Annotated in this window: 19 protein-coding genes; 11 read left to right on the top strand and 8 right to left on the bottom strand. The window is 59.7% G+C overall.

Annotation, left to right across the window (positions count from 1 at the left end):
• Window position 1: 1 nt before the first annotated feature.
• Window positions 2-2,182, top strand: coding sequence for a xanthine dehydrogenase family protein molybdopterin-binding subunit (locus LC354_RS01060; protein WP_223420979.1), 2,181 nt, complete (start codon window positions 2-4; stop codon window positions 2,180-2,182).
• 211 nt (window positions 2,183-2,393) lie between these two features.
• Here the strand turns inward: LC354_RS01060 and LC354_RS01065 are convergent, their stop codons facing one another.
• On the bottom strand, window positions 2,394-2,636 hold the full coding sequence (locus tag LC354_RS01065; protein ID WP_223420980.1) for a thioredoxin family protein: 243 nt from the start codon (window positions 2,634-2,636) through the stop codon (window positions 2,394-2,396).
• A gap of 14 nt (window positions 2,637-2,650) precedes the next feature.
• Entirely contained in the window at window positions 2,651-3,661 is a 1,011-nt protein-coding gene (locus LC354_RS01070) for a permease (protein WP_223420981.1), read from the bottom strand.
• A gap of 662 nt (window positions 3,662-4,323) precedes the next feature.
• On the opposite strand from LC354_RS01070, the gene dld reads away from it, so the two are divergent.
• The 10 genes from dld to LC354_RS01125 all read left to right on the top strand — a co-directional run bounded on the left by dld (window position 4,324) and on the right by LC354_RS01125 (window position 18,246).
• On the top strand, window positions 4,324-6,006 hold the full coding sequence (gene dld / locus LC354_RS01080; protein ID WP_223420982.1) for a D-lactate dehydrogenase: 1,683 nt from the start codon (window positions 4,324-4,326) through the stop codon (window positions 6,004-6,006).
• Window positions 6,007-6,032: 26 nt separating this feature from the next.
• Window positions 6,033-7,208, top strand: a complete 1,176-nt coding sequence (locus tag LC354_RS01085) for an acetyl-CoA C-acetyltransferase (protein WP_223420983.1) — start codon at window positions 6,033-6,035, stop codon at window positions 7,206-7,208.
• Between the two features lie 67 nt (window positions 7,209-7,275).
• On the top strand, window positions 7,276-7,998 hold the full coding sequence (gene phbB / locus LC354_RS01090) for an acetoacetyl-CoA reductase (RefSeq protein ID WP_223420984.1): 723 nt from the start codon (window positions 7,276-7,278) through the stop codon (window positions 7,996-7,998).
• A gap of 9 nt (window positions 7,999-8,007) precedes the next feature.
• A complete protein-coding gene (gene aceE, locus LC354_RS01095; protein WP_223420985.1) occupies window positions 8,008-10,665 on the top strand; it encodes a pyruvate dehydrogenase (acetyl-transferring), homodimeric type in 2,658 nt (885 codons plus the stop codon).
• A gap of 25 nt (window positions 10,666-10,690) precedes the next feature.
• Window positions 10,691-11,968 (top strand): dihydrolipoyllysine-residue acetyltransferase, encoded by a 1,278-nt coding sequence (aceF, locus tag LC354_RS01100; RefSeq protein WP_223420986.1) that lies wholly within the window; start codon window positions 10,691-10,693, stop codon window positions 11,966-11,968.
• Window positions 11,969-11,980: 12 nt separating this feature from the next.
• Complete coding sequence (lpdA, locus tag LC354_RS01105) at window positions 11,981-13,720, top strand: dihydrolipoyl dehydrogenase (protein ID WP_223420987.1); 1,740 nt, start codon at window positions 11,981-11,983, stop codon at window positions 13,718-13,720.
• A 137-nt stretch (window positions 13,721-13,857) separates the two neighbouring features.
• Window positions 13,858-14,628 (top strand): (Fe-S)-binding protein, encoded by a 771-nt coding sequence (locus LC354_RS01110; RefSeq protein ID WP_223420988.1) that lies wholly within the window; start codon window positions 13,858-13,860, stop codon window positions 14,626-14,628.
• A complete protein-coding gene (locus LC354_RS01115) occupies window positions 14,625-16,049 on the top strand; it encodes a lactate utilization protein B (RefSeq protein WP_223420989.1) in 1,425 nt (474 codons plus the stop codon). Before LC354_RS01110 ends, LC354_RS01115 begins: the two co-directional genes overlap by 4 nt.
• Window positions 16,046-16,696 (top strand): LutC/YkgG family protein, encoded by a 651-nt coding sequence (locus tag LC354_RS01120; protein WP_223420990.1) that lies wholly within the window; start codon window positions 16,046-16,048, stop codon window positions 16,694-16,696. Before LC354_RS01115 ends, LC354_RS01120 begins: the two co-directional genes overlap by 4 nt.
• Before the next feature lie 137 nt (window positions 16,697-16,833).
• Window positions 16,834-18,246 (top strand): mechanosensitive ion channel family protein, encoded by a 1,413-nt coding sequence (locus LC354_RS01125; protein WP_223420991.1) that lies wholly within the window; start codon window positions 16,834-16,836, stop codon window positions 18,244-18,246.
• Window positions 18,247-18,335: 89 nt separating this feature from the next.
• Here the strand turns inward: LC354_RS01125 and LC354_RS01130 are convergent, their stop codons facing one another.
• The 6 genes from LC354_RS01130 to LC354_RS01155 all read right to left on the bottom strand — a co-directional run bounded on the left by LC354_RS01130 (window position 18,336) and on the right by LC354_RS01155 (window position 23,849).
• Window positions 18,336-19,310, bottom strand: a complete 975-nt coding sequence (locus LC354_RS01130) for a DMT family transporter (protein WP_223420992.1) — start codon at window positions 19,308-19,310, stop codon at window positions 18,336-18,338.
• 19 nt (window positions 19,311-19,329) lie between these two features.
• Entirely contained in the window at window positions 19,330-20,436 is a 1,107-nt protein-coding gene (gene leuB, locus LC354_RS01135; RefSeq protein ID WP_223420993.1) for a 3-isopropylmalate dehydrogenase, read from the bottom strand.
• 54 nt (window positions 20,437-20,490) lie between these two features.
• The gene (locus tag LC354_RS01140; protein WP_399202750.1) at window positions 20,491-21,507 is read right to left on the bottom strand and encodes an endonuclease/exonuclease/phosphatase family protein; all 1,017 of its coding nucleotides are present in this window, start codon (window positions 21,505-21,507) and stop codon (window positions 20,491-20,493) included.
• On the bottom strand, window positions 21,504-22,340 hold the full coding sequence (locus LC354_RS01145; RefSeq protein ID WP_223420994.1) for a hypothetical protein: 837 nt from the start codon (window positions 22,338-22,340) through the stop codon (window positions 21,504-21,506). Before LC354_RS01145 ends, LC354_RS01140 begins: the two co-directional genes overlap by 4 nt.
• Before the next feature lie 302 nt (window positions 22,341-22,642).
• On the bottom strand, window positions 22,643-23,248 hold the full coding sequence (leuD, locus tag LC354_RS01150; RefSeq protein WP_223420995.1) for a 3-isopropylmalate dehydratase small subunit: 606 nt from the start codon (window positions 23,246-23,248) through the stop codon (window positions 22,643-22,645).
• A gap of 61 nt (window positions 23,249-23,309) precedes the next feature.
• On the bottom strand, window positions 23,310-23,849 hold the full coding sequence (locus LC354_RS01155; RefSeq protein ID WP_223420996.1) for an HdeD family acid-resistance protein: 540 nt from the start codon (window positions 23,847-23,849) through the stop codon (window positions 23,310-23,312).
• Window positions 23,850-23,871 lie beyond the last annotated feature (22 nt).

Below are 23,871 nucleotides of genomic sequence, written 5' to 3' on the forward strand. Positions count from 1 at the left end.
CATGACCGTGAACACATCCCGCCGTGGGTTCCTTCAGGGTGCCGCCGCCGCCGGTGCCATGCTTGTTGTGGGCATTCGCCCAGACGGAGCGCTTGCAGCGTCCGCCAACCCGTCCATGTTGACCCCGTTTGTGCAGATCGGCACCGATGGGTCGGTGACTGCCATCATCAAGCATTTCGAGATGGGACAGGGGCCGGCCACGGGCCTTTCGACCCTCATTGCCGAGGAAATGGGCCTGTCCATGGACCAGATTGGCTATGACTTCGCACCGTCGAACCCGCAGGTCTATAACAACACGCTCTTTGGTCCGATGCAGGGCACGGGCGGCTCGACAGCCATGGCCAACTCGTATCTCCAATACCGTCAGGCGGGGGCTGCCGCCCGCGAGATGCTGCTGCACGCCGCGGCTCAGGCATGGGGCGTCGAAGCCAGCACCCTGTCGCTTCAAGACGGCATGATTTTCGGTTCGGGCAAGTCCGCCCCGCTGGGTGAATTCGTTGAAGCCGCTGCCGTTCTTGACGCGCCAGCCGAACCGCGGCTCAAGGACCCGTCCGAGTTCCGCTTGATCGGCAATCCGGACGTGCGCCGCCTCGACAGCGCGGCCAAGGGAAACGGCACCGCCATGTTCGCGATGGACATCCAGCGCCCCAACCAGATGATCGCGATGATCGCGCGGCCAGAGCAGCAGCGCGCCACCGCCGTCAGCGTAGATGCCAGCGGGGCCGAGGCGATCAAGGGGTTCATCAGCGCCGATATCCTGCCCAACAAGGCGGGCGTTGCGGTCTTTGCCGAGAATACATGGGCCGCGATGCAGGCGCGCGACGCGATTTCGGTTGAGTGGGACACACGAAATGCAGAGACGCGCAGTTCCGATCAGATCGAAGCCGAAATCCGCGCGGCACTTGAGGCAGACCCGACTTACAACGTCAACGAGGCCGACGTGGTCGCCGTTCAGACTGCCATCGACGGGGCCGAAACGGTGGTCGAGGAAACGTTCTACTTTCCCCTCCTTGCCCACGCCCCGATGGAACCGCTGAACTGCACTATCGAAGAGACCGAAGATGGCGGTATCCTGATGCATGACGGTTGCCAGATCCCGACCTTGCCGCATGGCGCCATAGCCGAGATCTTTGACCTCCCCTTCGACAAGGTGCAGATCAAGACGGTACTCGCTGGTGGATCCTTCGGCCGTCGTGCCACGCCGCAGGCGGACTATCAGGTCGAGGCGGCTCTGGCGTTTTCGCTCACCGACCGCTCGCGCCCCGTACATCTAGTCTGGTCTCGAGAGGATGACCTGCGTTCTGGCTATTACCGCCCGGCCTTTGGGCACAAGGTGCGCGTCGGTCTGGACGGGTCCGGTAATATCGTTGGCTGGGAACATCGTATCGCGGGCCAGTCCATCATGAAGGGCACCCCGTTCGAGGCCTTCGCAGTCAAAAACGGCATCGACCACTCCTCGGTTGAGGGCACGGTGGACAGTCCCTACCAGATCCCGATGGCGGCATTCGGCCTCACGGATACCGAAAAAGCGACCAGCACGCTTTGGTGGCGCGCGGTGGGACACACCCACACCGCCTATGTCATGGAGGTCATGATGGACATGGCCGCCAAGGCCGCCGGTATCGACCCGGTCGACTTCCGTCTCGCTTATCTAAGCGGCGACGGCCTCGAGCAGCAGCGCAAGGCCGGTGTGCTGAAACTGGTCGCGGAAAAAGCGAACTGGGGCAACGCCCCCGCGGGCCGGTCCCAGGGCATCGCCGTGCACAAGTCCTTCAATTCCTACGTGGCAGAAGTCGTCGAAATCTCCGGCACCGCGGCGGATGGCATCAAGATCGAAAAGGTCACGTGCGCCGTAGATTGCGGCGTCGCAGTCAACCCTGATGTGATCAAAGCGCAGATGGAGGGCGGGATCGGCTACGGTATCGGCCACAACATGCGGGACAAGATCACGCTGACGGAAGGCGTCGTGGACCAATTCAACTTCCCCGACTACGAGCCGCTGCGGATCACAGATATCGGAGAGATCGAAGTGCACATCGTTCGGTCAGCAGAACCGCCAACCGGCGTGGGCGAACCCGGCACCCCACCGGCCGCCCCGGCCTTGGCCAACGCGATTGCAGCCGCCAGCAACCTGCGCATCGCTGCACTGCCGATGGATGACAACGGCGTATCGTTCGTTTGACACCAAAACCTCCGGCGCTCAGTCGGGGGTTTTCCATTGTCTTGCCTGCACGCGCGCGTGTCTCTGCCTTTCGGATTCGGGGGTCCCCTGTTGGCGATGTCGTGTTTACCCGCCTTGATGCAGACAGAGGGGGCAAATTGGCAAGCTACATCCAATGGAGTTGCGAGCAGGGGCCCCTTTGAGACGACTTCTGTTGTCGCCCGACTTGGGCTTATGACTCGGCCTGAGCCATCAACGGTGCAATCTCCTGCACGCTCAAAACCCGGCCAGCGGAAACGACTTTGTCATTGAGAACAAGGCCGGGCGTGGACATGACCCCATAGCCTGCGATTGTGACGATGTCGGTGACTTTTTCGATCTCAAAGTCGATCCCGGCGGTTTGCGCGGCGGCTTTCGCATTATCTGCCAGGGCCACACATTTCTTGCAGCCCGTCCCCAAAATTTTGATCTGCATATTCTGTCTCCGTTTCAAATGAGTAGATGACTGACACTGTTGAAAACGTAACCGATCACGACAATTCCAACAGTTACAATTCCAGCGAAAATGACCAGCAAAGGCAGTTTGACCACGCGTTTGAGCATGATCATGGACGGAAGCGACAGTGCTGTCACGGACATCATAAATGCAAGAGCGGTTCCTATTCCGACGCCTTTCAGGACAAGCGCTTCGGCGATGGGGAGTGTCCCAAAGATATCCGCATACATCGGAATGCCCGCCAGGGTCGCTACAAAGACCGACCACCATCTGTCCTGTCCCAGAGTGGCGGCAATGAAACTTTCGGGAATCCAGTTGTGGATCGCGGCGCCAATACCCACGCCGATCAAGACATACAGCCAGACACGATGCACGATGTCCCAAACCTGATCACGCGCATATGTCAGACGTTCTCCTCGGCTGATCTGACCATCGTTGTCCTGGTTGCTAACCGGGCTTTGGAACACGAATGTTTCAACTTGGTTCTCCAGCTTCAAGTACCCGATCAAAGTCCCGCCAAGAACCGCGAGTACCAACCCAACGGCAACGTAACTCAGCGCGATTGTCCAATTGAAGATACTGGCGAGCAGAATCACCGACGCAAGATCGACGAGCGGTGATGAAATGAGAAAGGAAAACGTCACCGCAAGCGGTAGCCCCGCACTCGTGAACCCGATGAACAAAGGGATGGAGGAACACGAGCAGAAAGGCGTGAGTGTCCCCAGAAGAGCGGCCATTGTGTTCGCACCCAAACCCTGCCGCTGCCCAAGGATACGCCGCGTCCGCTCAGGCGGAAAGTAGCTTTGCACATAGGAAATAGAGAAGATCAGCACGGACAGCAGGATGAATATCTTGATAACATCATAAATGAAGAAATGGACGCTGCCAGCGACCCGGCTTGTCATGTCCAGTCCCAGACCATCTGCCAAAACCCATGTGACAAGGTCCGACAACCACTGCATGCGCAACAGTTGGTCATTTAGCCAGGTAAGCAATTCGTTCACTGGATTGGCTTTCTTTTCGGATCACGAGAGGTGGTCCCAGCTATTCGACCAGTTTGCAGCCTGATTGAGGTGGATCGGGATTTCATGTCAGGCTGCTAATCGTATTTTTTCTGTTTCTCTGGCATAGGCCTCAGTATGGGTCAAGATTTCGTGGGTCGAGTGCGGGTATTCGCCGCTGTAGAAGGTCAACGATTTTATAATGCCTGTCCGCGCTGCTGAACCTCTTTCAAACGCATGCAGACAGGGGAATACAGCCCTGCATTCATAGCCAAAAGTGGCGTGACACGCCCATCGAATATGACAACCGCCGCTACAAACGAAGCAACCGCCCGCCGGTGACATTGCTGCGCACTGCACTGCCGGGCAACGATCAGATCATGTTCGGATGCCGGAATGATTGGCGTCAGGTGGCAGCTCGGTATGACCGATGCCAAAAGGTTTTCTTCTCCGCCAGAGCGTCCGCCGCAACCTTCTTGTTCTGGCTATAAACTAAGGGGTCCGGAGCCTGGCGGACAAGACGAGCGATAATGGTTCCGGCATTTGGTGTTCCAAATTCGCGATCGAGCGACACACTGGGCGGCGCTGTCTTTCTTTGGCGGGCCTTGCCCACTTGGTTGCCATCTGTCGCATACTAAGCTTTTGTCTGAAAAAGGAGGAAGACCATGAATGATCAGGACCTTCTCGAAGCCCTTCGTGAGGTTGTTGGCTCGCGGCATCTGTTTGTTGGCGACAAAAAGACCGAACGGTTCCGCAAGGGGTTCCGGTCGGGGCAGGGGGATGCGCTGTGCGTGGTGCAGCCCGGCTCTTTGGTCGAACAGTGGCGGATACTCAAGGCGTGCGTGGCGGCAGACAAGATTGTCATCATGCAGGCGGCCAATACCGGCCTGACCGAAGGCAGCACGCCAAACGGGTCCTATGATCGTGGTGTCGTGTTGATCAACACCCGGCGCATCGATGCGCTGCACCTGCTGGAAGGTGGTACGCAAGTGCTGGCCCTGCCGGGGTCCACATTGTTTGCCCTTGAAAAGCTTCTGGATCCGCTGGGGCGTCAGCCACATTCCGTGATCGGATCGTCCTGTATCGGGGCGTCGATCGTGGGCGGTGTGTGCAACAACTCGGGCGGCGCGCTTATCGAACGGGGGCCATCCTATACCGAACTTTCGCTCTTTGCGCAGATCGGCGCGGATGGGCAGCTGCGTCTGGTCAATCATCTCGGCCTTGCCCTGGGAGACGACCCCGAAGAAATTCTGGCCCGCGTGCAGTCGGGGGAGATTACAAACGCCGATCTGGAGCCGACGAACAAGCGCGCTTCCGACACCGATTATGCGCGCATCGTCCGTGAAGTCGATGCAGACACACCCGCCCGTTTCAATGCCGACAAGCGGTGCCTGCACGAAAGTGCTGGATGCGCGGGCAAGCTTGCGGTATTTGCCGTGCGCCTCGACACGTATCCCAAGAATGAGACCGAGCAGGTCTTTTATATCGGCACCAACGATCCTGCCGACCTGACCGCGTTGCGCCGTCATATGCTGGCGGAGTTTGAAACCCTGCCGGTCAGTGCGGAATACATGCACCGCGAGGTGTTCGACATTTCGGCCAAATACGGCAAAGATACCATGGTGATGATCGACAAGTTGGGAACCGACAAACTGCCGATGTTCTTTGCCATGAAAGGCGCCGTTGACGCGCGCCTGAACAAGATCCCGCTGTTGCGCGGATTTACCGATAAGTTCATGCAGGCGCTCAGCGCGATCTGGCCCAAGATCCTGCCCGCGCGTATGACCGAATATCGCGCGCAGTTCGAGCATCATCTGATCTTGAAAACACGTGATGGCGGGATCGCGGAAACACGAACCTACCTCGATCAGGTTTTCGCGACCAAAGAGGCCGATTATTTCGCCTGTACCCCGCGCGAGGGCAAAATCGCCGGCCTGCACCGCTTTGCTGCTGCCGGTGCCGCGATCCGCTACCAAAACGTCCACGCGGACGAGGTCGAGGATATTCTGGCGCTCGACATTGCCCTCAAACGTAACGAACGCGACTGGCTCGAAGAGCTGCCGCCCGAGATCAACGACGATCTGGTGCACCGGCTCTACTATGGGCACTTCATGTGCCACGTGCTGCATCAGGATTACGTCGTCCGCAAAGGTGTGGACGTCAAAGCGCTCAAGGCGAAGATGCTGGCCCTGCTTGAAGAACGCGGTGCGGAATACCCCGCCGAACATAATGTCGGCCACCTTTACAAGGCCAAGCCAGACCTCGCCAATTTCTACAAATCCGTCGATCCAACCAATTCCATGAATCCGGGCATCGGAAAGATGTCCAAGAAGAAGAACTACGCCTGAAGGACAGGCAAGAAAGGGACCAAGATATGACAAACGTCGTTATCGCATCCGCCGCACGCACTGCTGTTGGCTCGTTCGGGGGCGCATTCGCCAACACGCCCGCGCATGATCTGGGTTCCGCCGTTCTGGAAGCCGTCGTGGAGCGGGCCGGGATCGACAAGGCCGATGTATCCGAAACGATCCTTGGGCAAGTTCTGACAGCAGCCCAAGGGCAAAATCCGGCGCGGCAGGCGCATATCAATGCTGGCCTGCCTTTGGAGGCTGCCGCTTGGTCGCTCAATCAGGTTTGTGGGTCCGGTCTGCGGGCTGTCGCCCTTGGTGCGCAGCATATTCAGTTGGGCGATGCAGAGATCGTTGTGGCCGGAGGTCAGGAAAACATGACGCTCAGCCCCCATGCCGCCGCCCTGCGTGCGGGTCATAAAATGGGCGATATGAAATATATCGACACCATGATCAAGGATGGCCTTTGGGACGCCTTCAACGGTTATCACATGGGACAGACCGCTGAAAACGTTGCGGAAAAGTGGCAAATCAGCCGCGACATGCAGGACGAATTCGCGGTGGCTTCGCAGAACAAGGCGGAGGCCGCGCAGAAAGCAGGCAAGTTCGCGGACGAAATCACCGCCTTCACGGTCAAGACCCGCAAGGGCGACATCATCGTCGATCAGGACGAATACATCCGCCACGGCGCCAATCTCGAAGCGATGGCCAGAATGCGCCCGGCCTTTGCCAAGGACGGCTCGGTGACGGCGGCCAATGCGTCCGGCTTGAATGATGGCGCCGCCGCAACCCTGTTGATGTCTGCTGAGAATGCGGAGAGACGCGGGATCACGCCGCTGGCGCGGATCGCATCCTATGCAACGGCGGGCCTCGATCCATCGATCATGGGCGTCGGCCCGATCTATGCAAGTCGCAAAGCGCTGGACAAAGCGGGGTGGTCCGTCAACGATCTGGATCTGGTCGAGGCGAATGAGGCCTTTGCCGCGCAGGCCTGCGCCGTGAACAAGGATATGGGATGGGACCCCGCAATTGTGAACGTGAACGGTGGTGCGATCGCCATCGGTCACCCGATCGGGGCCTCAGGGTGCCGCGTTCTGAACACGTTGCTGTTTGAAATGCAGCGCAGAGATGCCAAGAAAGGACTCGCGACCTTGTGTATCGGTGGCGGCATGGGTGTCGCTTTGTGTGTCGAGCGTCCCTGATCCGGATAAAGACCAACGTATTCCGGGCATTTAGACCCGAACAAATGACTTACGAAGGAAGACTGAAATGGCAAGAGTTGCACTCGTCACAGGTGGTAGTCGCGGTATCGGTGAAGCGATCTCAAAGAGGCTCATAGCGGATGGATATATCGTGGCCTCGACCTATGCGGGCAATGATGAGGCTGCTGCAAAGTTCACCGACGAAACTGGCATCAAGACCTACAAGTGGAACGTTGCCGACTACGAAGCGTCCAAGGCGGGGATCGCGCAAGTCGAAGCGGACCTCGGCCCAATCGACATCGTTGTCGCAAACGCCGGCATCACCCGCGACGCGCCGTTCCACAAAATGACGCCCGAGCAATGGCACCAGGTGATCGACACAAACCTGACCGGTGTGTTCAACACCGTCCACCCGATCTGGCCCGGCATGCGCGAACGCAAATTTGGCCGTGTCATCGTGATTTCGTCGATCAACGGCCAAAAGGGTCAGTTCGCGCAGGTAAACTATGCCGCAACCAAGGCAGGCGATCTGGGCATCATCAAATCGCTGGCCCAGGAAGGCGCGCGTGCGGGCATCACCGCCAACGCCATCTGCCCCGGGTACATCGGCACCGACATGGTGATGGCTGTTCCTGAGAAAGTACGCGAGAGCATCATCGCGCAGATCCCGGCAGGGCGTTTGGGCGAACCAGAGGAAATCGCACGCTGCGTTGTTTTCCTCGCCTCTGACGACTCCGGTTTTATCAACGGGTCAACCATCTCTGCCAATGGCGCTCAATTCTTTGTTTAAGGACAGATCATGACTTCACAGAATAACGATATTGATCCGATTGAGTCGCAGGAGTGGCAAGAAGCCATTCAGGACGTCATCGAAAAGGATGGGGCGAACCGGGCGCATTACCTGCTCGACAAAGCTGTCCAACAGGCGCGTGCCGCAGGCGCGACGCTGCCCTTTTCCGCCACGACGCCTTATCAGAATACCATTCCTGCCGATGATGAGCTGGAAATCCCCGGCGACATCGAGATGGAATGGCGCATCCGGACCATCAACCGCTGGAATGCGATGGCGACAGTTGTCCGGCGCAACAAGGAAAGCAGCGAGTATGGTGGGCACATCGCCTCTTTCGCGTCCTCGGCGGTCATGTATGACATTGGCCTCAACCATTTCTGGCGCTCCAAATCCGCGATTCACGGCGGCGATCTGGTGTTCTTTCAGGGCCACGTGATCCCGGGCATCTATGCACGCTCCTTCATGGAGGGGCGGATCAGCAAGGAACAGCTTGAAAACTTCCGCTCCGAGGTTGCGGGCGGCGGTTTGTCCTCCTATCCGCACCCCTGGCTGATGCCCGATTACTGGCAGTTCCCGACGGTTTCCATGGGCCTCGGCCCGCTGATGGCGATCTATCAGGCGCGGTTCATGAAATACATGCACAACCGGGGCCATATCGACATGGGCGACCGCAAGGTCTGGGCTTTCCTTGGTGACGGAGAAATGGACGAACCTGAAAGCCGGGGCGCCATTGATCTGGCGGCGCGCGAGGGTCTCGACAACCTCATTTTCGTCGTGAACTGCAACCTGCAGCGTCTGGACGGCCCCGTGCGTGGCAACGGCAAGATCGTGCAAGAGCTTGAGGGTGACTTCCGCGGTGCCGGTTGGAACGTGATCAAACTTCTTTGGGGCAAAGGCTGGGATGACCTGCTTGAGAATGACCACACCGGTCGCCTCAAGCAGTTGATGGATGAAACGGTCGACGGGGACTATCAGACGTTCAAATCCAAGAACGGCGCGTATATACGCGAGCATTTCTTTGGCAAATACCCGGAAACGGCTGCACTGGTTGCGGACTGGACTGATGACCAGATCTGGGCCCTGCGTCGCGGCGGTCACGACCCCAAGAAGGTGTACACCGCCTTCAAAACGGCCAGCGACACCAAAGGTCAGCCCACCTGCCTTCTGGTCAAAACCGTCAAGGGCTATGGCATGGGCACGGCCGGCGAAGGGATGAACACGACCCACTCCGCCAAGAAAATGGCCGACGATCAACTGCGCGCCTTCCGCGACCGGTTCAACATCCCGGTGTCCGACGAGGACCTGCCCAAAGCGCCGTTCGTCGAGCTGAACAATGCGCAAAAATCCTATCTGATGGATCGGCGCACGGCTTTAGGTGGCGAGTTCCCCAAACGCAACTGGCGTGATGCGCCCAAGCTGGAAATCCCGCCGCTGTCCAAGTTCGAGGCACAGCTGAAAGGCACAGGCGACCGTGAAATTTCGACCACGATGGCCTATGTGCGGATCCTTACCACGCTCTTGCGCGACAAGCAGATCGGCAAATTCGTGGTGCCGATTGTGCCGGACGAAAGCCGGACCTTCGGGATGGAAGGGCTGTTCCGGTCTGCGGGCATCTACAACCCGCTGGGGCAGAACTATACGCCCGAAGATGCGGACCAGATGATGTTCTACAAGGAAACCACCGACGGGCAGGTCTTGCAGGAGGGCATCAACGAGGCCGGTGCCATGGCGGACTGGATTGCGGCGGCGACGTCCTATTCCAACCACGGCGTGCCGATGATCCCCTTCTACATCTATTATTCGATGTTCGGGCACCAACGCGTCGGCGATCTGGCCTGGGCCGCTGGCGACAGCCGGGCGCGCGGGTTCCTTTTGGGCGCAACCGCCGGCCGGACCACGCTGAACGGCGAGGGCTTGCAGCACGAGGATGGCCACAGCCATATCCTTGCGGGCACCATCCCCAACTGCGTGACCTACGATCCGACGTTCAGCTATGAACTGGCCGTCATCATGCATAACGGGCTGGAACGGATGTTCGTCAATCAGGAAGACATCACCTTCTACCTGACCCTGATGAATGAAAACTACCAGCACCCCGACATGCCGATGGGTGCCGAAGAGGGCATCATCAAAGGCCTCTACCGGATGGTCGAGACCAAGAAGCCCGGCAAGAAGCACGTCAATCTGATGGGCTCTGGCACGATCTTGGTGCAGGCGATCAAGGCCGCTGAAATGCTCAAGGAAGACTTTGGCGTCACCGCCGATATCTGGTCCGCCACCAGCTTTAACGAGCTGGCGCGCGACGGGCAGGATGCGGCACGGCACAACCGCCTGAACCCGTTTGAGGACAAGCAGGTGCCTTACGTGACAAAAACGCTGAGCCGCGCCAAAGGTCCGATCATCGCTGCAACGGATTACATGAAGAACTACGCGGAACAAATCCGCGCCTTTGTGCCGAACAGCTACACGGTTCTGGGCACAGATGGTTTTGGTCGTTCGGACAGCCGTGTGAACCTGCGCCGCTTCTTCGAGGTGGATGCAAATCACATCGCGGCGGCCGCCATGAGCGCGCTTTTCGAGGCCGGTGCCGTCACCAAGACCGACATGAAATCCGCCCTTACCAAATATGACATTGACGGCGACAAGCCGAACCCACGGCTTGTGTAATACAGTCGGGACAGGAGAATAAATTATGACAATCGAAGTCACAGTTCCAGACATCGGCGATTTTGACAACGTGCCCGTCGTGGGCATTCTGGTCAGCGTCGGCGATACCGTCGGGGTCGAAGACGCGCTGGTCGAGCTTGAGAGCGACAAGGCGACCATGGAAGTGCCCAGCCCGTCTGCGGGTGTGGTCAAGGAGATTTTGGTCTCCGAGGGCGACAACGTATCAAAGGGGTCTGCCATTCTGATCCTTGAGGAACGCGGGGCAGGGGACTCACCTGAGGCCGCCCCCGCCGCTGCTGACGCGCCCGCCGCTTCGGAAGCGCCGCCAGCGGCCGCTCCGGCTGCTGCGCCAGCGCCAGCACCGGCCACGGCAACGGTGACAGATGCAGGCTTTGGCAAGGCGCATGCTTCGCCCTCAATCCGCGCCTTTGCCCGCACCCTTGATATCGACATCAGCAAGGTGAACGGGACGGGCCGCAAGGGTCGTATCCTGCGCGAGGACGTCACCAAGTTCCTCAAAGCCTCCACTGCACCCGTCGCATCTGGTGGTGGTGCCTCTGGCGGGATGGGCATTCCGCCGATCCCGGTTGTGGATTTCTCGAAATTCGGCCCCGTCGAAGATGTCGAGATGCCGCGCATCAAGAAACTCAGCGGTCCTGCCTTGCACCGCAGCTGGCTGAATATTCCGCACGTGACCCATAACGAAGAGGCCGACATCACCGACCTCGACAAGTACCGCAAGGAACTGGACACGCAGGCCAAAACCGAAGGATATCGCGTCACGCTGCTCAGCTTCGTGATCAAGGCATCGGTCTCGGCGCTCAAGCAGCATTGGGAGGTCAATTCCTCGGTGCATCCGGACGGTGACAAGCTGATCAAGAAGGACTTCTACAATATCGGTTTCGCGGCAGACACGCCCAACGGTCTGATGGTCCCTGTGATCAAGGATGCCGACCGCAAAGGCATCGTCGAGATTTCCAAAGAGCTGGGAGACTTGTCGGCCAAAGCCCGCGACGGTGCCTTGAAAGGCCCCGACATGCAGGGCGCGACCTTTACGATTTCGTCGCTTGGCGGGATTGGCGGGACGTCGTTTACGCCTATCGTGAACGCACCGGAGGTTGCGATCCTTGGTCTGACCCGCTCGAAAATGGCACCGGTCTGGGATGGCGAGGCCTTCCAGCCCCGCAACATGCAGCCCCTGTCGCTCAGCTATGACCACCGTGCCATCGACGGTGCCTTGGCCGCGCGGTTCTGCGCCACGCTCAAATTTCTGCTCGGCGATGTGCGCCGACTGATGCTGTAAGGGGGCGCTGAAATGGACATCAAAGTTCCTGATATTGGCGACTTCGACGAGGTTCCCGTGGTCGGCATTCTGGTCAGCGTCGGCGACACCGTCGCCGTCGAAGACCCGCTGATAGAGCTGGAAAGCGACAAGGCCACAATGGAAGTGCCATCCCCGGCGGCGGGTGTGGTGAAAGAGATCAAGGTTTCCGAGGGCGACAAGGTTTCCGAGGGTACCGTGATCGTCGTGCTGGAAGGGGCGGACGCCTCCGACGCGCCCGCCAAAGCTGATCCGGCACCCGCAGCCGCGCCTGCCCCCGTCGCCACAGCGGCAACGGGAACGGCAACTGGCCCCGGCGATATCCATGCCGAGGTGGTTGTTCTGGGCTCGGGTCCCGGTGGGTACACGGCGGCCTTCCGCGCGGCGGATCTAGGCAAAAACGTTGTCCTGATCGAGCGCCATTCGACGCTGGGCGGTGTTTGCCTGAACGTGGGCTGTATCCCGTCCAAGGCGCTCCTGCACGTAGCCAAGGTGCTGACCGAAGCGGAAGAAATGTCCGCTCACGGTGTGACCTTCGCCAAGCCCAAGATCGATCTGGATGCGTTGCGCGACTGGAAAAACAGTGTTGTGGGGCAGTTGACCGGGGGCCTGACGGGCCTTGCCAAAGGGCGCAAGGTGACCACCGTGCGCGGCACTGGCCGCTTTACCGGCCCAAACATGATCGAAGTGACGAGCGACGAGGGCACCAAGACGGTCAGCTTTGACCAGTGCATCATCGCCGCAGGCTCTGAGCCGGTTGAGTTGCCCTTCATCCCCCATGACGACCCGCGCATTCTCGACAGCACGGGGGCGCTGGAACTGGCGGATATCCCCAAGCGCATGTTGATCCTGGGCGGCGGTATCATCGGTCTGGAAATGGCCTGTGTTTATGACGCGCTGGGCTCCAAGATCACGGTTGTCGAGTTCATGGATCAGTTGATGCCGGGGGCGGACAAGGACATGGTCAAGCCGCTGCACACCCGCATCGCCAAGCGCTATGAAAAGATCATGCTCAAGACCAAGGTGACGGCGATGGAGGCCCTCAAGAAGGGGCTGAAAGTCACCTTTGAGGATGACAAGGGCGAGGTCACGACCGACACCTTTGACAAGGTTCTGGTGTCGGTTGGGCGGCGGCCAAACGGTAAGCTGATCAATGCCGAGGCCGCGGGTGTGGCCGTGGACGAGCGTGGCTTTATCGCGGTGGACAACCAGCAGCGCACCGGCGTGCCGCATATTTTCGCCATCGGTGACGTGGTGGGCCAGCCCATGCTGGCGCACAAGGCCGTGCACGAGGGCAAGGTGGCCGCCGAAGTGGCCGCCGGTGAAAAGCGGGCCTTTGACGCGACGGTGATCCCTTCCGTGGCCTATACTGACCCAGAGGTCGCGTGGGTGGGCATGACCGAGACGGAGGCCAAGGCCAAGGGCCTCAAAGTCGGCAAGGGTGTGTTCCCTTGGGCGGCCTCGGGCCGGGCGCTGTCAAATGCGCGTTCCGAAGGCATGACCAAGGTGCTGTTCGATCCCGCCGACGACCGGCTCGTGGGCGCAGCCATCGTCGGCACCAATGCGGGCGATCTGATTGCAGAAGTTGCTCTGGCTATCGAGATGGGCTGTGACGCAACTGATCTGGGGCACACGATCCACCCGCACCCGACCCTGTCGGAAACGGTAAACTTTGCCGCCGAAATGTTCGAGGGTACGATCACCGATCTGATGCCGCCCAAGAAACGGCACTGAAACCTACCAGGGTCGGCGCGCGCTGCGTGCCGATCCTGACCATCTGATGACACATAAGGCGATTCCATGCGCGACCGAACTACCCTCAGCCAACGTCTCCCGGAAACGGCCGCTGGAAAGCCCAAAAAGGTGAACGCATGACCCAATCGGAAAAACCCCGCGTTGCCCTGTTCGTGACATGCCTCGTGAATGCGATGCGCCCGAATATCGGTTTCGCGACGCTCAAGTTGCTGGAAGACGCGGGCTGCGATGTCGACGTGCCGGAGGCGCAGACATGCTGTGGCCAACCCGCTTTCAACAGCGGCGATGACGCGACGACGCGGGCCATTGCCAAGCAATTGATCAAGACGTTCGGGGACTACGACTACGTCGTTGTGCCGTCGGGGTCCTGCGCGAGCATGATCCGCACGCATTATCGCGACGTGTTTAAGGATGAGCCTCACTGGATCGAACAGCAATCCGCGCTGTCCGCCAAGACATGGGAGGTGCTGAGCTTTCTCTCTGACGTCATGAAATACCAGCCCTCCGATGTGCATTATGACGGGCTCGCGACATATCACGACAGCTGTTCCGGCCTGCGCGATTTGGGGGTGCATGATCAGCCGCGCGCGCTGTTGAACGGAGTTGGCGGTTTGAAAATGACCCCACTGCAGGACAACGACGCCTGTTGCGGGTTCGGCGGCACGTTCTGCGTCAAATATCCCGATATCTCGAACGCGATTGTCACGGACAAAACCGCCAGGATCGCGGCGACGGGGGCCGATACCTTGCTGGCAGGAGACTTGGGGTGCCTGATGAATATGGCGGGCAAGCTGTCGCGCGAGGGGCGCGAGATCAAGGCGTATCATACCGTTGAGGTGCTGGCGGGCATGGCCAAGGGCGGCGGCATCGGTGGGGCTGGTGAATGATACAAACCTCTGATCGATTTCGGGACCATGTGGCGCGGGCGCTCACGGATGACAATCTGAAGGTTGCGCTGACGCGGACGACCGGCTTGCTGCAAACCCGGCGCAAACAGGTGATCGACGAATATGCCGAATACGGCGAGGCCCGCAAACGCGCGCAGGCCATCAAGGAACACACGCTGAACCATCTCGATCACTACCTTGAAATGTTCGAGGCCAACGCCACGGCCAACGGCGCGGTCGTGCACTGGGCCCAGACACCGCAAGAAGCGCGCCGCATCGTGTCCGAGATTTGCGTCGCGGCCGGAGCCAAGACCGCCACGCGGGTCAAATCCATGCTGGGCGAAGAGATCGGGATCGCCGAAGCCCTGTCCGATGCGGGGGTCGAACGGATCGAAACGGATCTGGCAGAACACATCATCCAACTGGCCGATGACCCGCCCAGTCACATCGTCATGCCCGCCATGCACAAGACCCACGAACAGGTGGCGGACCTGTTCGATGACAAACACGGGGTCGCTCCGGACAGCCATGACATTCCCGATCTGGTCGGCTCTGCCCGCCGCGAGTTGCGCCAGAAATTCCTGAACGCGGATGTGGGGATTTCGGGGGCCAACTTTCTGATCGCGGAGACCGGAGCCACCGTTACTGTCACCAATGAGGGCAATTCGGAACTGACATGCACACCGCCCAAAGTGCACATCGTGACGGTTGGTATTGAAAAGCTCGTGCCCGGAATGGACCACGCCAGCGTCTTTCTGCGCCTGTTGTCGCGGGCTGCCATAGGGGCGGAAATCACGCAATACACCACCTTCTATAATGGTCCCAAACGTCAGGGAGACGCGGACGGGCCCGAAGCCTATCACATCGTGCTGGTCGACAATCACCGCACCGAAATGCTGGGCAGCGATCTGGAGCCGATGCTGCGCTGTATTCGGTGCGGGGCCTGCATGAACCATTGCCCGGTCTATGCGGCGGTGGGCGGGCATGCTTATGGCGCGGTTTACCCCGGCCCGATGGGATCGGTGCTGACGCCCGCCTTGTCCTCGCTTGAGGCGGCCAAGGATCTGCCCAACGCCTGTACGCTCAATGGCCGCTGCAAAGAGGTCTGCCCGGTCAACATCCCGTTGCCCGACATGTTGCGCAATCTGCGCGCGCGGCAATGGGACGCCAATTTGCCAACGCGGGTGAGCAAAGCTGCCCTGGGCGCGTGGAGCTTTCTGGCCAAGCGGCCGAGGCTCTACCATCTGGTCACAGGGCTGGGTGTGCACGGAATCAGGCTATGGGCCTTTGGACGGTCGCGGATCAAACGGATGCCTTTTGCGGGAGGCTGGGTGAAACACCGTGATCTGCCGCGCCCGGAAAAAGGCAGCTTCATGCAGCAATACAATGCATCCCTGCATGCCACGAGGAACCGCAAGTGAGTGATCGCGCATCCATATTGGGCGCGATACGCTCCGCCAAAAGAACTGCGCACGCGTCCGAGGATATCGCGCGTGAGGCCGCCGCCCTTGTCGCAGAACCGCAAGCCATTCAGCCGAATTTCGAGGGCGCGACGCTATTGGATCGCTTCGTGGCCAAGGCCACGTCGGAGCGGGTAACAGCCACGGTTGATCAGGTCGCCACGATGGGGGAGGTGCCCGCAGCGGTCTCGGGCTACCTGCAGCGTGTCGAACAGGAGAGCAGCATTTGCGTTCAAGGCGGCGCGCCGCTGGAGGAGTTGGACTGGACCAGCTTTGACCTTACGGCCCGTCTCGAAGAAGACGGGCGCTGTGCGGTGACCTATGCGGAATACGGGATCGCCGAGACCGGGTCGGTGGTGTTCAAATCCGGTGCCCACGGTCCCATCCTGATGAATTTCCTGCCCCTGTATCATATTGTTGTTCTGCGCGCGGCAAACCTGATCGGGTACAGCGAAGATCTGTGGCCCTTGCTTGGCGGTGCGAACGTGCCCCAATCGCGATTGCTGACACTGGTGACCGGGACAAGCGGTACGGCGGATATCGAGGCCAGAAACGTCCGTGGCGCGCATGGGCCAAAACATATGCACATCGTGATTGTCGCGGACTGAAACGGTCACACTCTGTATTTTGCGCATGCCGGTTTCGGTCTCGAAGCCCGCCACATGTGTGTTTCGGGCAAGCCGCGCGGCTTGCCTCGGGGGGCCAATACACTACTGTCGCCTTTGAGATTTCCGAAAGGCTGAACATGTTCCGACGCTTACTCTGGGTGCTGTCCCTGACAATCAGCAGTTTGCTGGTCTTGCACATTTCATCACTGAATGCGCAAACCACGAACGGCGGGGACGCGGCCGAAACCCAGTCCGAAGACCCGACCCCAACGCTGAACGCCTCCGGCGAATTGGACCTCGAGGCCCTGGCGGCCGAGTTCAACCTGCCCTCCCATATCCTCAACCCGCGGGTCGACAGCGAGCGGCTGGAATTGCTGCTTCTGCCCTTGACCGAGAAACAGCTCTCGGCCGCTGCGGAGGCGTGGCAACGGATCGTTCAGGAGCAAACCCAGGATGTGGTCAATGCGACATTGCGGGTCGGGGAAATGAGCGGGGAGACTGCGGACCTCTTTCGGGAGCGTGTTGCGGAGCTGGCCGAGGAACGGCGGCACTTTTTCGAAAACTTCGTCATCGTTCTGAACGACTGGCAGAAAAAAGGCGGCGATGCGGATGAAATCGCGAAATATCGCGCCTACCGCAGTTCCATCATCATCGACGAGATCCGCAAGGCGGACGCCGAAACCTTGCGCCAGCGCGGCATCAAATGGCTGATGGCCCCCGATGGCGGGATCAAGATCGCTATCGATGTGGCGGTGATCATCGGATCACTGTTGGGGTTGGTCTTTGTCGCCAGAATAGTGCGTGCCGTAACGCGGCGCTGGATGGGCCATATCACGGGCATGTCGTCGCTGTTGGCCGCCTTTCTGGGCGGGGTCCTGTACTGGATAACGCTGGTCTTCGGGCTGATGTTCGTGATGTCCGTTCTTGGGTTCGACGTGACGCCGCTCTTTGCCCTTGTCGGCGGGGCCAGCTTTATTCTGGCTTTTGCGATGCAGGAAACCATCGCCAACTTCTTCAGCGGCCTGATGATCATGATCAACAAGCCCTTCGATCAGGGGGATTACATCGATCTGGAAGGGGTGGCCGCGGGCACCGTCAAACAGACCAACCTGATCTCGACGACGATCGCAACCATCGACAACAAGATCACGTCAATTCCCAACAACCGGGTCTGGAACAGCGTGATAACCAACGTCACGGCAAGCGCCACGCGCCGTGTCGATATGGTCTTTGGGATCAGCTATTCCGACAGTATCGGGCAGGCCATCAAAGCGCTCGAAGAGTTGGTCGCAGAGCATCCCCTGGCCCTGAAAGATCCCGAACCGGTCATCTGTGTCGGGGAGTTGGGCGACTCGTCCGTCAATCTGTTGTGTCGGCCATGGTCAAGGACAGCAGATTACTGGACGCTTTATTGGGACATGCAGCACTTGGTGAAGGAACGCTTTGACGCCGAAGGCATCTCGATCCCGTTCCCGCAACGCACCGTACGTCTGGAGCGCGAGGAGGGCGGCGAGAACGCTCCCCGGTCCGCGCAGGAATCGGAGGCTTAAGTCTAGTCCGTTCCTGCGGGCCGCGAGCGATTGCGTCCGACACTGCAGATCCCGACACGGTCCCGCAGCGCTTTGGTATCGGCTGTTTTCTAATCTGCCTCCGGGGCGATCTTGTCACGGGCCCGGCCACTGGTCATCAGCCCACTGACACGGAAGGTCGATGGGGTCCCGATCCGTGTCCGGGTGCGCAGAACCGGGGTGTTCTCGGAGGTGCCCGCACGGCTTTCGCGGAACACGATGAAAAGACCCGACCCGATGATGATACTCGCCCCGATTGCCGTACCCAGATCAACGGATTCATCGAAAAAGACCAAGCCATAGACCGATGCCCAGATGATCTGCGAATACTGCATTGGCGCGACGATAGCAGCCTCGCCCGTCTGATAAGCGGCAATGATGAACCGGCCTGCCGTCCAAGCCATGACCGAGATGACGGCCAGCATTCCAAGATGTTCGATCGGCATGGGTTTATAAACAAAGGCCAAAGCCGCTCCCATCACGATGAAATTCCCGAGCATGGGATAGAGCAACAAAACGACGGTGCGTTCTTCGGCACCGATCTTGCGCACCACGATCGAGGCAAAGGCTCCGGTCACAGCCGCAAGAATGGCCGTGGCATGCCCCAGTTCCAGATCCGTCGTGCCGGGGCGCAGAACGACCATGACCCCGCTGAGCCCGATAATGACGGCAAGCCAGCGCGGCAGCCGCACTTTTTCACCCAGAATAGGGATCGACAGCACGGTGATCAGCAGCGGTGTCGCAAAGATGATGGCATAGGCTTGCGTAAGGGGCAGTGCGGAAAAGGCATAGAACGCGGAAACGCCGGTGATCACGGCACCGATCGTGCGCACCGCCATCCACCATGGATGCACCGGCAGCAAGGTCCCGGGCTTGGCGTCGCGCATCAGCATGACCGTGGCAAGCGGAAAGCTGAGCAGCACGCTGAAGAACACGATCTGAATCGGGGAATAGATCGCGCCAAGCGTCTTGACGAAGACGTCATGGGTAGCGAACAGCCCGAAGGCAATCAGGGCCAGCAGTGCGCCTTTGACGTTCGGTGACATGGCTGGCCCTTTCCGGCGTTCAGAGACTTGCGTCTAGCGCGTGCAGGATCGCATCGCCCATTTCAGTGGTCGACATCGGCGTACCGCCTTCGGGGCCCATTAGATCGGCCGTGCGTGCACCGCCAGCGAGAACGCTCTCAATCGCGGCTTCGAGGCGGGCGGCTTCGTCGCCCTGATCAAAAGAATAGCGCAACGCCATGGCAAAGCTCAGAATACAGGCAATCGGGTTGGCCTTGCCCTGACCGGTGATGTCGGGGGCCGATCCGTGCACCGGTTCGTACATCGCGCGGGCGCGGCCATTGGCCATCGGCGCCCCCAGCGAGGCAGACGGCAACATGCCAAGGCTGCCGGTCAGCATCGCCGCACAATCGGACAGGATGTCGCCAAACAGGTTGTCGGTGACGATCACGTCGAACTGTTTGGGCGCACGCACCAGCTGCATCGCGCCGTTGTCGGCGTACATGTGGCTGAGTTCCACATCCGGGTAATCCTCGTCATGCACCTTCTGAACGACTTCACGCCACAGGATGCCCGATTCCATCACGTTGGCCTTTTCCATCGAACAGACCTTGTTGTTGCGGCGGCGGGCCAGTTCAAAGGCGGAACGCGCAACACGCTCAATCTCGGATTCGGTATAGCGTTGGGTATTGATGCCGACCCGCTCGTTGCCTTCTTCGAAAATGCCGCGCGGCTCGCCGAAATAGACGCCTGAGGTCAGTTCGCGCACGATCATGATGTCGAGGCCCGCCACCAGGTCTTTCTTCAGCGACGAGAAATCCGCCAGCGCGTCAAAGCACTGCGCCGGGCGCAGGTTGGAAAACAGGTCCATTTCCTTGCGCAACCGCAGCAGGCCGCGCTCGGGTTTGACCGAGAAATCCAGATCGTCGTATTTTGGTCCGCCAACGGCCCCCAGCAGAACTGCGTCAACCTCAAGCGCCTTGGCCATCGTGTCGTCGTGCAGCGGTGTGCCGTGTTTGTCATAGGCGGCACCGCCGACCAGATCGGTGCTCACGTCAAAGGGCATATCGCGCTTGGCGCCGAACCAGTCGATGACGCGGGTGACCTGATCCATGACCTCGGGGCCGATGCCATCACCTGGCAGGATCAAAAGCGACGGGTTGGGCATGACGAAACTCCTTTGAATGCTTGACGCTTCGCCTATCTGCCGATGGCGGCAGGGTCAATATCCGAGGTCGACCCAAACCAGCCGATGCCGACTGGCCTTAGCCGCGGTGTCGGCCATCGGGTCGTCTGGGGCGGGCCAGATGACACCAGCATCCCGCACCTGCCAGTGCGTCGAGGGCAGCACATAATCGACCCTCAGCGTGCCGGGGCCGGGGTCGGGCCAGTCCACGGTGTCGGTGCCCTTTGTGCCCTCGGGAGCCACGTCTTGCAGTCGGGGATCGGCCAGCAGGCTGGTGATCGCCGATTTGATCCCGTCACCATCCACCGGATCAAGATTCGCATCCCCCGCAATCACGAACCGGCCCGCAGGCGCGCTGCCCACTTCTCCGTCCAGAACCTGTTGCCAGAGCCGGATCTCATCATGGTTGCGCCGCCCGTTGCGGTCTTCTGGACCGTCAAAGACAGGGGGGCTGGCGTGAAATGTCATCAGATCGAATGGCCCGTCCGGCAAGGCGATAGGCACGATCCAATGGCCGGTCGTGGACAGACGCTGGATCGCCTGTGCCGCAGTGCTGGGAAAGGGGCCATCGGCCGTCACGGGCAACAAAGGGTCTGGGATCTCTGTCCACAAGAGCGTTGAGAGGTCCTGAACCTCATCCACCAAAATAGGGTGCCGCGACAGGATCGCCATGCCGCCCTGACCCGAAAACCGCCCGTAGCTTTGGGCATCCCTCGGGCCGCCAAGCAGCCCGTCGCCGTCCATGTCAAGCGCGGTCGGCAAGCCCGTGTTCGGGCGCAGCGCGAAATGGTGGGGATAGCCCGCCGCCTGCGCCAGCCGCGTCAGGGCTTCGCCGGTCAGGTCATAATCGATGCTCTGCAATGCCAGAACGTCGGCATTGGCGGCCGCGATCACGGCCAATACGGCGTCGATCTGATCGTCGCCACCGCGCGCCAGATCGCGCAGAAACAACCCTGGGCCGTCCCTTTGCAATTCGGTGTTGTAGGTGGCGATGCGCAGGGTTTCCGCCGGGGCCGCAAAGGCCCAGCCGAACAGCAGAACAAGGGCGGTCAGACCAGTTGCAAGGCGCTGTCCGTATCGGCGCAGGCCCGCTTGCGTTGATCGCGGATCATCTCGGCGATCCGATGCATCGCGATGCCGCGCATGATCATACTTGCAGGAAGAAAGGCCCATGCGGTCATCGTCCAGATCAGGGTTTGGGGGCTGTCCAGTATGATCGGGTTTAGCAGGGTTGTCGCTATCTTGACCACTCCCGGGATGATGAAAGGCAGCAAAATACCGAGGGCGATGTTCACCCGGGCATCCCGCCGCAGCCGCGCCAGCACGTCGCCGCCAACAGTCGGGTCAAACAAGGGCAGATTGATCCACATGTTGAACTGACCACCGCGGCCCGGCCATCCCATGACCCGCACCAGATAGAGAAAGGCGGCCATGACTGTCAGCGATGTGAGATAGGCAATGCCTGCTGCCGTGCGCACATATTGCACCAGATGCTGATCAGAGGTGTCCGGCAGCATCACGACCACCACGCGCACGGGCGAAAATGGAAAGTCGATGCTGTTGCCCACAATCGTACCGATCGATGTCAGCGCGCGCGTCAGTTCCGTCGGGTGGGTCTGGCCCTTGTAGACGAGGCTCAGAAACAAGAGCGTGGCCAGAAGAGCGATATAGCGCAGGCGATTGATCGGCGCTGCATCGCGGAATTCCACGATGCTCGGGCTGGCGGAGTTATATTCCAACGTTGTCAGGAAAGCGGCGGTCAGCCCGATCAGGACGGTCGCCTGAGAGGCTTCAATCGTCACACCCGGCAATATCAATGCCGGGGTGGCAATCATCAATGCCACCAGAAGGCCACGCGCTGCGGCACCTGATAATCTCGCTATCACGTTCTCGATCCCTTCAAACTGGCCAGACGCGATACAGTGCCGCGAACTTGTTCCAACTTGATCCTGCCCGGTCAGACAGGTGCCTCATTCTTGCCGTATTTCTGCCTTGATTGGCCGGGCGGCTCAAGCGTCTTGGGTCATAAGGCGCTGTTTTCGGGCTATTTTGAGGGAGGGTGTGGTGCCTTTGTGCATCAAGTTTGGTGCGGCATCAAAGGGAGGCCCAATATGTAGTGGTCGGGCCTGACCAAGGGCATAGGTACATGCGCGGCCGCCCCGGGAGGCGACCGCGCGGGTCACTCAGTTCAAACCCAGGGGCGGGCTTGCGCGGCTTGCGCCTCGAAAGTGTTGATGCTGTCCGCCTTCGCCATGGTCAGGCCGATATCGTCGAGCCCTTCCATCAGACAGTGTTTCTTGAAGCTGTCCACCTCAAAACTGAACACTTCGCCGTCGGAGGTGGTCACGGTTTGTGCCTCAAGATCGATGGACATGCGGGCGTTGGCACCCTTTTCGGCATCCTTCATCAACACATCGACGACATCCTTGGGCAGTGCAATCGGCAGGATCCCGTTCTTGAAGCAGTTGTTGTAGAAGATGTCGGCAAAGCTGGGCGCGATCACGCAGCGCACGCCAAAATCCTTGATCGCCCACGGCGCGTGTTCGCGCGACGATCCGCAGCCGAAATTCTCGCCTGCCACGATGATTTCGGCGGAGCGATAGGCGTCTTGGTTCAGGACGAAATCAGCGATTTCGTTGCCCTGACGATCAAAGCGCATTTCATCAAAGAGGTTCGCGCCGAGGCCCGTCCTTTTGATCGTTTTCAGAAACTGTTTTGGAATGATCATATCGGTGTCGATATTCACAAGCGGCATCGGCGCCGCAATTCCGGTCAGTGTGGTGAACTTGTCCATGTCACTCTCCGTTTGGGCGGGATGACCCCGGCCCGGAAAAATCCTTTGAATGATCGCGGGCTCAGCCGAGCCGGTCCTTGATCATGTCTTTGCCAGCGCGCAAAAACAGCGCCAGAATGATCAGGCCCATCCCGTTGAACAGCAATTCGATGCCCAGCAGCAGGCCCAGAAGCTTTGGCGCCACAACATAGAAATTTGCCGTGATGTATCCGGCCAACAGCACCGAAAACGCGCCCGAGATGAGCATCGGCCAGAAAAACGGTGTTTCGCGCATCTGGAAAGACGAAATCAGACGCGCAATACCGCTTGCCGCAAACAGGATCGTCACCAGGGCCGCCAATGATACCACGCCTTCGAGCGGCCGGAACATCAGCGAGTAGCCCAGCAGGATCATCAGGATGCCAAGACCGATCCCCAGCAGTTTTCCGAATGGGCCCGTCTGGCCAAAACCGGCAAAGATCTGGAACCCGCCGGAAACGGCGAACAATATCCCTGCCAGCGTCGTCACCGCGATCGACGCCTCGACCGGGTTGGCCAGAACGAACAGACCGAAGGCAATGGAGAGAACCCCGCCGATCAGCCATTTCATCCAAATTTTCATGTCACAATTCCTTATAAATAGC

Source organism: Tateyamaria pelophila, from assembly GCF_019966495.1.
GTDB lineage: Bacteria > Pseudomonadota > Alphaproteobacteria > Rhodobacterales > Rhodobacteraceae > Tateyamaria > Tateyamaria pelophila.

What these genes read in the sequence shown, in the direction of transcription:
- lpdA (WP_223420987.1), top strand. Translation starts at nt 11,981, where the DNA reads ATGGACATCAAAGTTCCTGATATTGGCGACTTCGACGAGGTTCCCGTG.
- LC354_RS01060 (WP_223420979.1), top strand. Translation starts at nt 2, where the DNA reads ATGACCGTGAACACATCCCGCCGTGGGTTCCTTCAGGGTGCCGCCGCC.
- leuB (WP_223420993.1), bottom strand. Translation starts at nt 20,436, where the DNA reads ATGCCCAACCCGTCGCTTTTGATCCTGCCAGGTGATGGCATCGGCCCC.
- LC354_RS01065 (WP_223420980.1), bottom strand. Translation starts at nt 2,636, where the DNA reads ATGCAGATCAAAATTTTGGGGACGGGCTGCAAGAAATGTGTGGCCCTG.
- LC354_RS01115 (WP_223420989.1), top strand. Translation starts at nt 14,625, where the DNA reads ATGATACAAACCTCTGATCGATTTCGGGACCATGTGGCGCGGGCGCTC.
- dld (WP_223420982.1), top strand. Translation starts at nt 4,324, where the DNA reads ATGAATGATCAGGACCTTCTCGAAGCCCTTCGTGAGGTTGTTGGCTCG.
- aceE (WP_223420985.1), top strand. Translation starts at nt 8,008, where the DNA reads ATGACTTCACAGAATAACGATATTGATCCGATTGAGTCGCAGGAGTGG.
- phbB (WP_223420984.1), top strand. Translation starts at nt 7,276, where the DNA reads ATGGCAAGAGTTGCACTCGTCACAGGTGGTAGTCGCGGTATCGGTGAA.
- LC354_RS01130 (WP_223420992.1), bottom strand. Translation starts at nt 19,310, where the DNA reads ATGTCACCGAACGTCAAAGGCGCACTGCTGGCCCTGATTGCCTTCGGG.
- LC354_RS01110 (WP_223420988.1), top strand. Translation starts at nt 13,858, where the DNA reads ATGACCCAATCGGAAAAACCCCGCGTTGCCCTGTTCGTGACATGCCTC.
- LC354_RS01125 (WP_223420991.1), top strand. Translation starts at nt 16,834, where the DNA reads ATGTTCCGACGCTTACTCTGGGTGCTGTCCCTGACAATCAGCAGTTTG.
- leuD (WP_223420995.1), bottom strand. Translation starts at nt 23,248, where the DNA reads ATGGACAAGTTCACCACACTGACCGGAATTGCGGCGCCGATGCCGCTT.
- aceF (WP_223420986.1), top strand. Translation starts at nt 10,691, where the DNA reads ATGACAATCGAAGTCACAGTTCCAGACATCGGCGATTTTGACAACGTG.
- LC354_RS01155 (WP_223420996.1), bottom strand. Translation starts at nt 23,849, where the DNA reads ATGAAAATTTGGATGAAATGGCTGATCGGCGGGGTTCTCTCCATTGCC.
- LC354_RS01085 (WP_223420983.1), top strand. Translation starts at nt 6,033, where the DNA reads ATGACAAACGTCGTTATCGCATCCGCCGCACGCACTGCTGTTGGCTCG.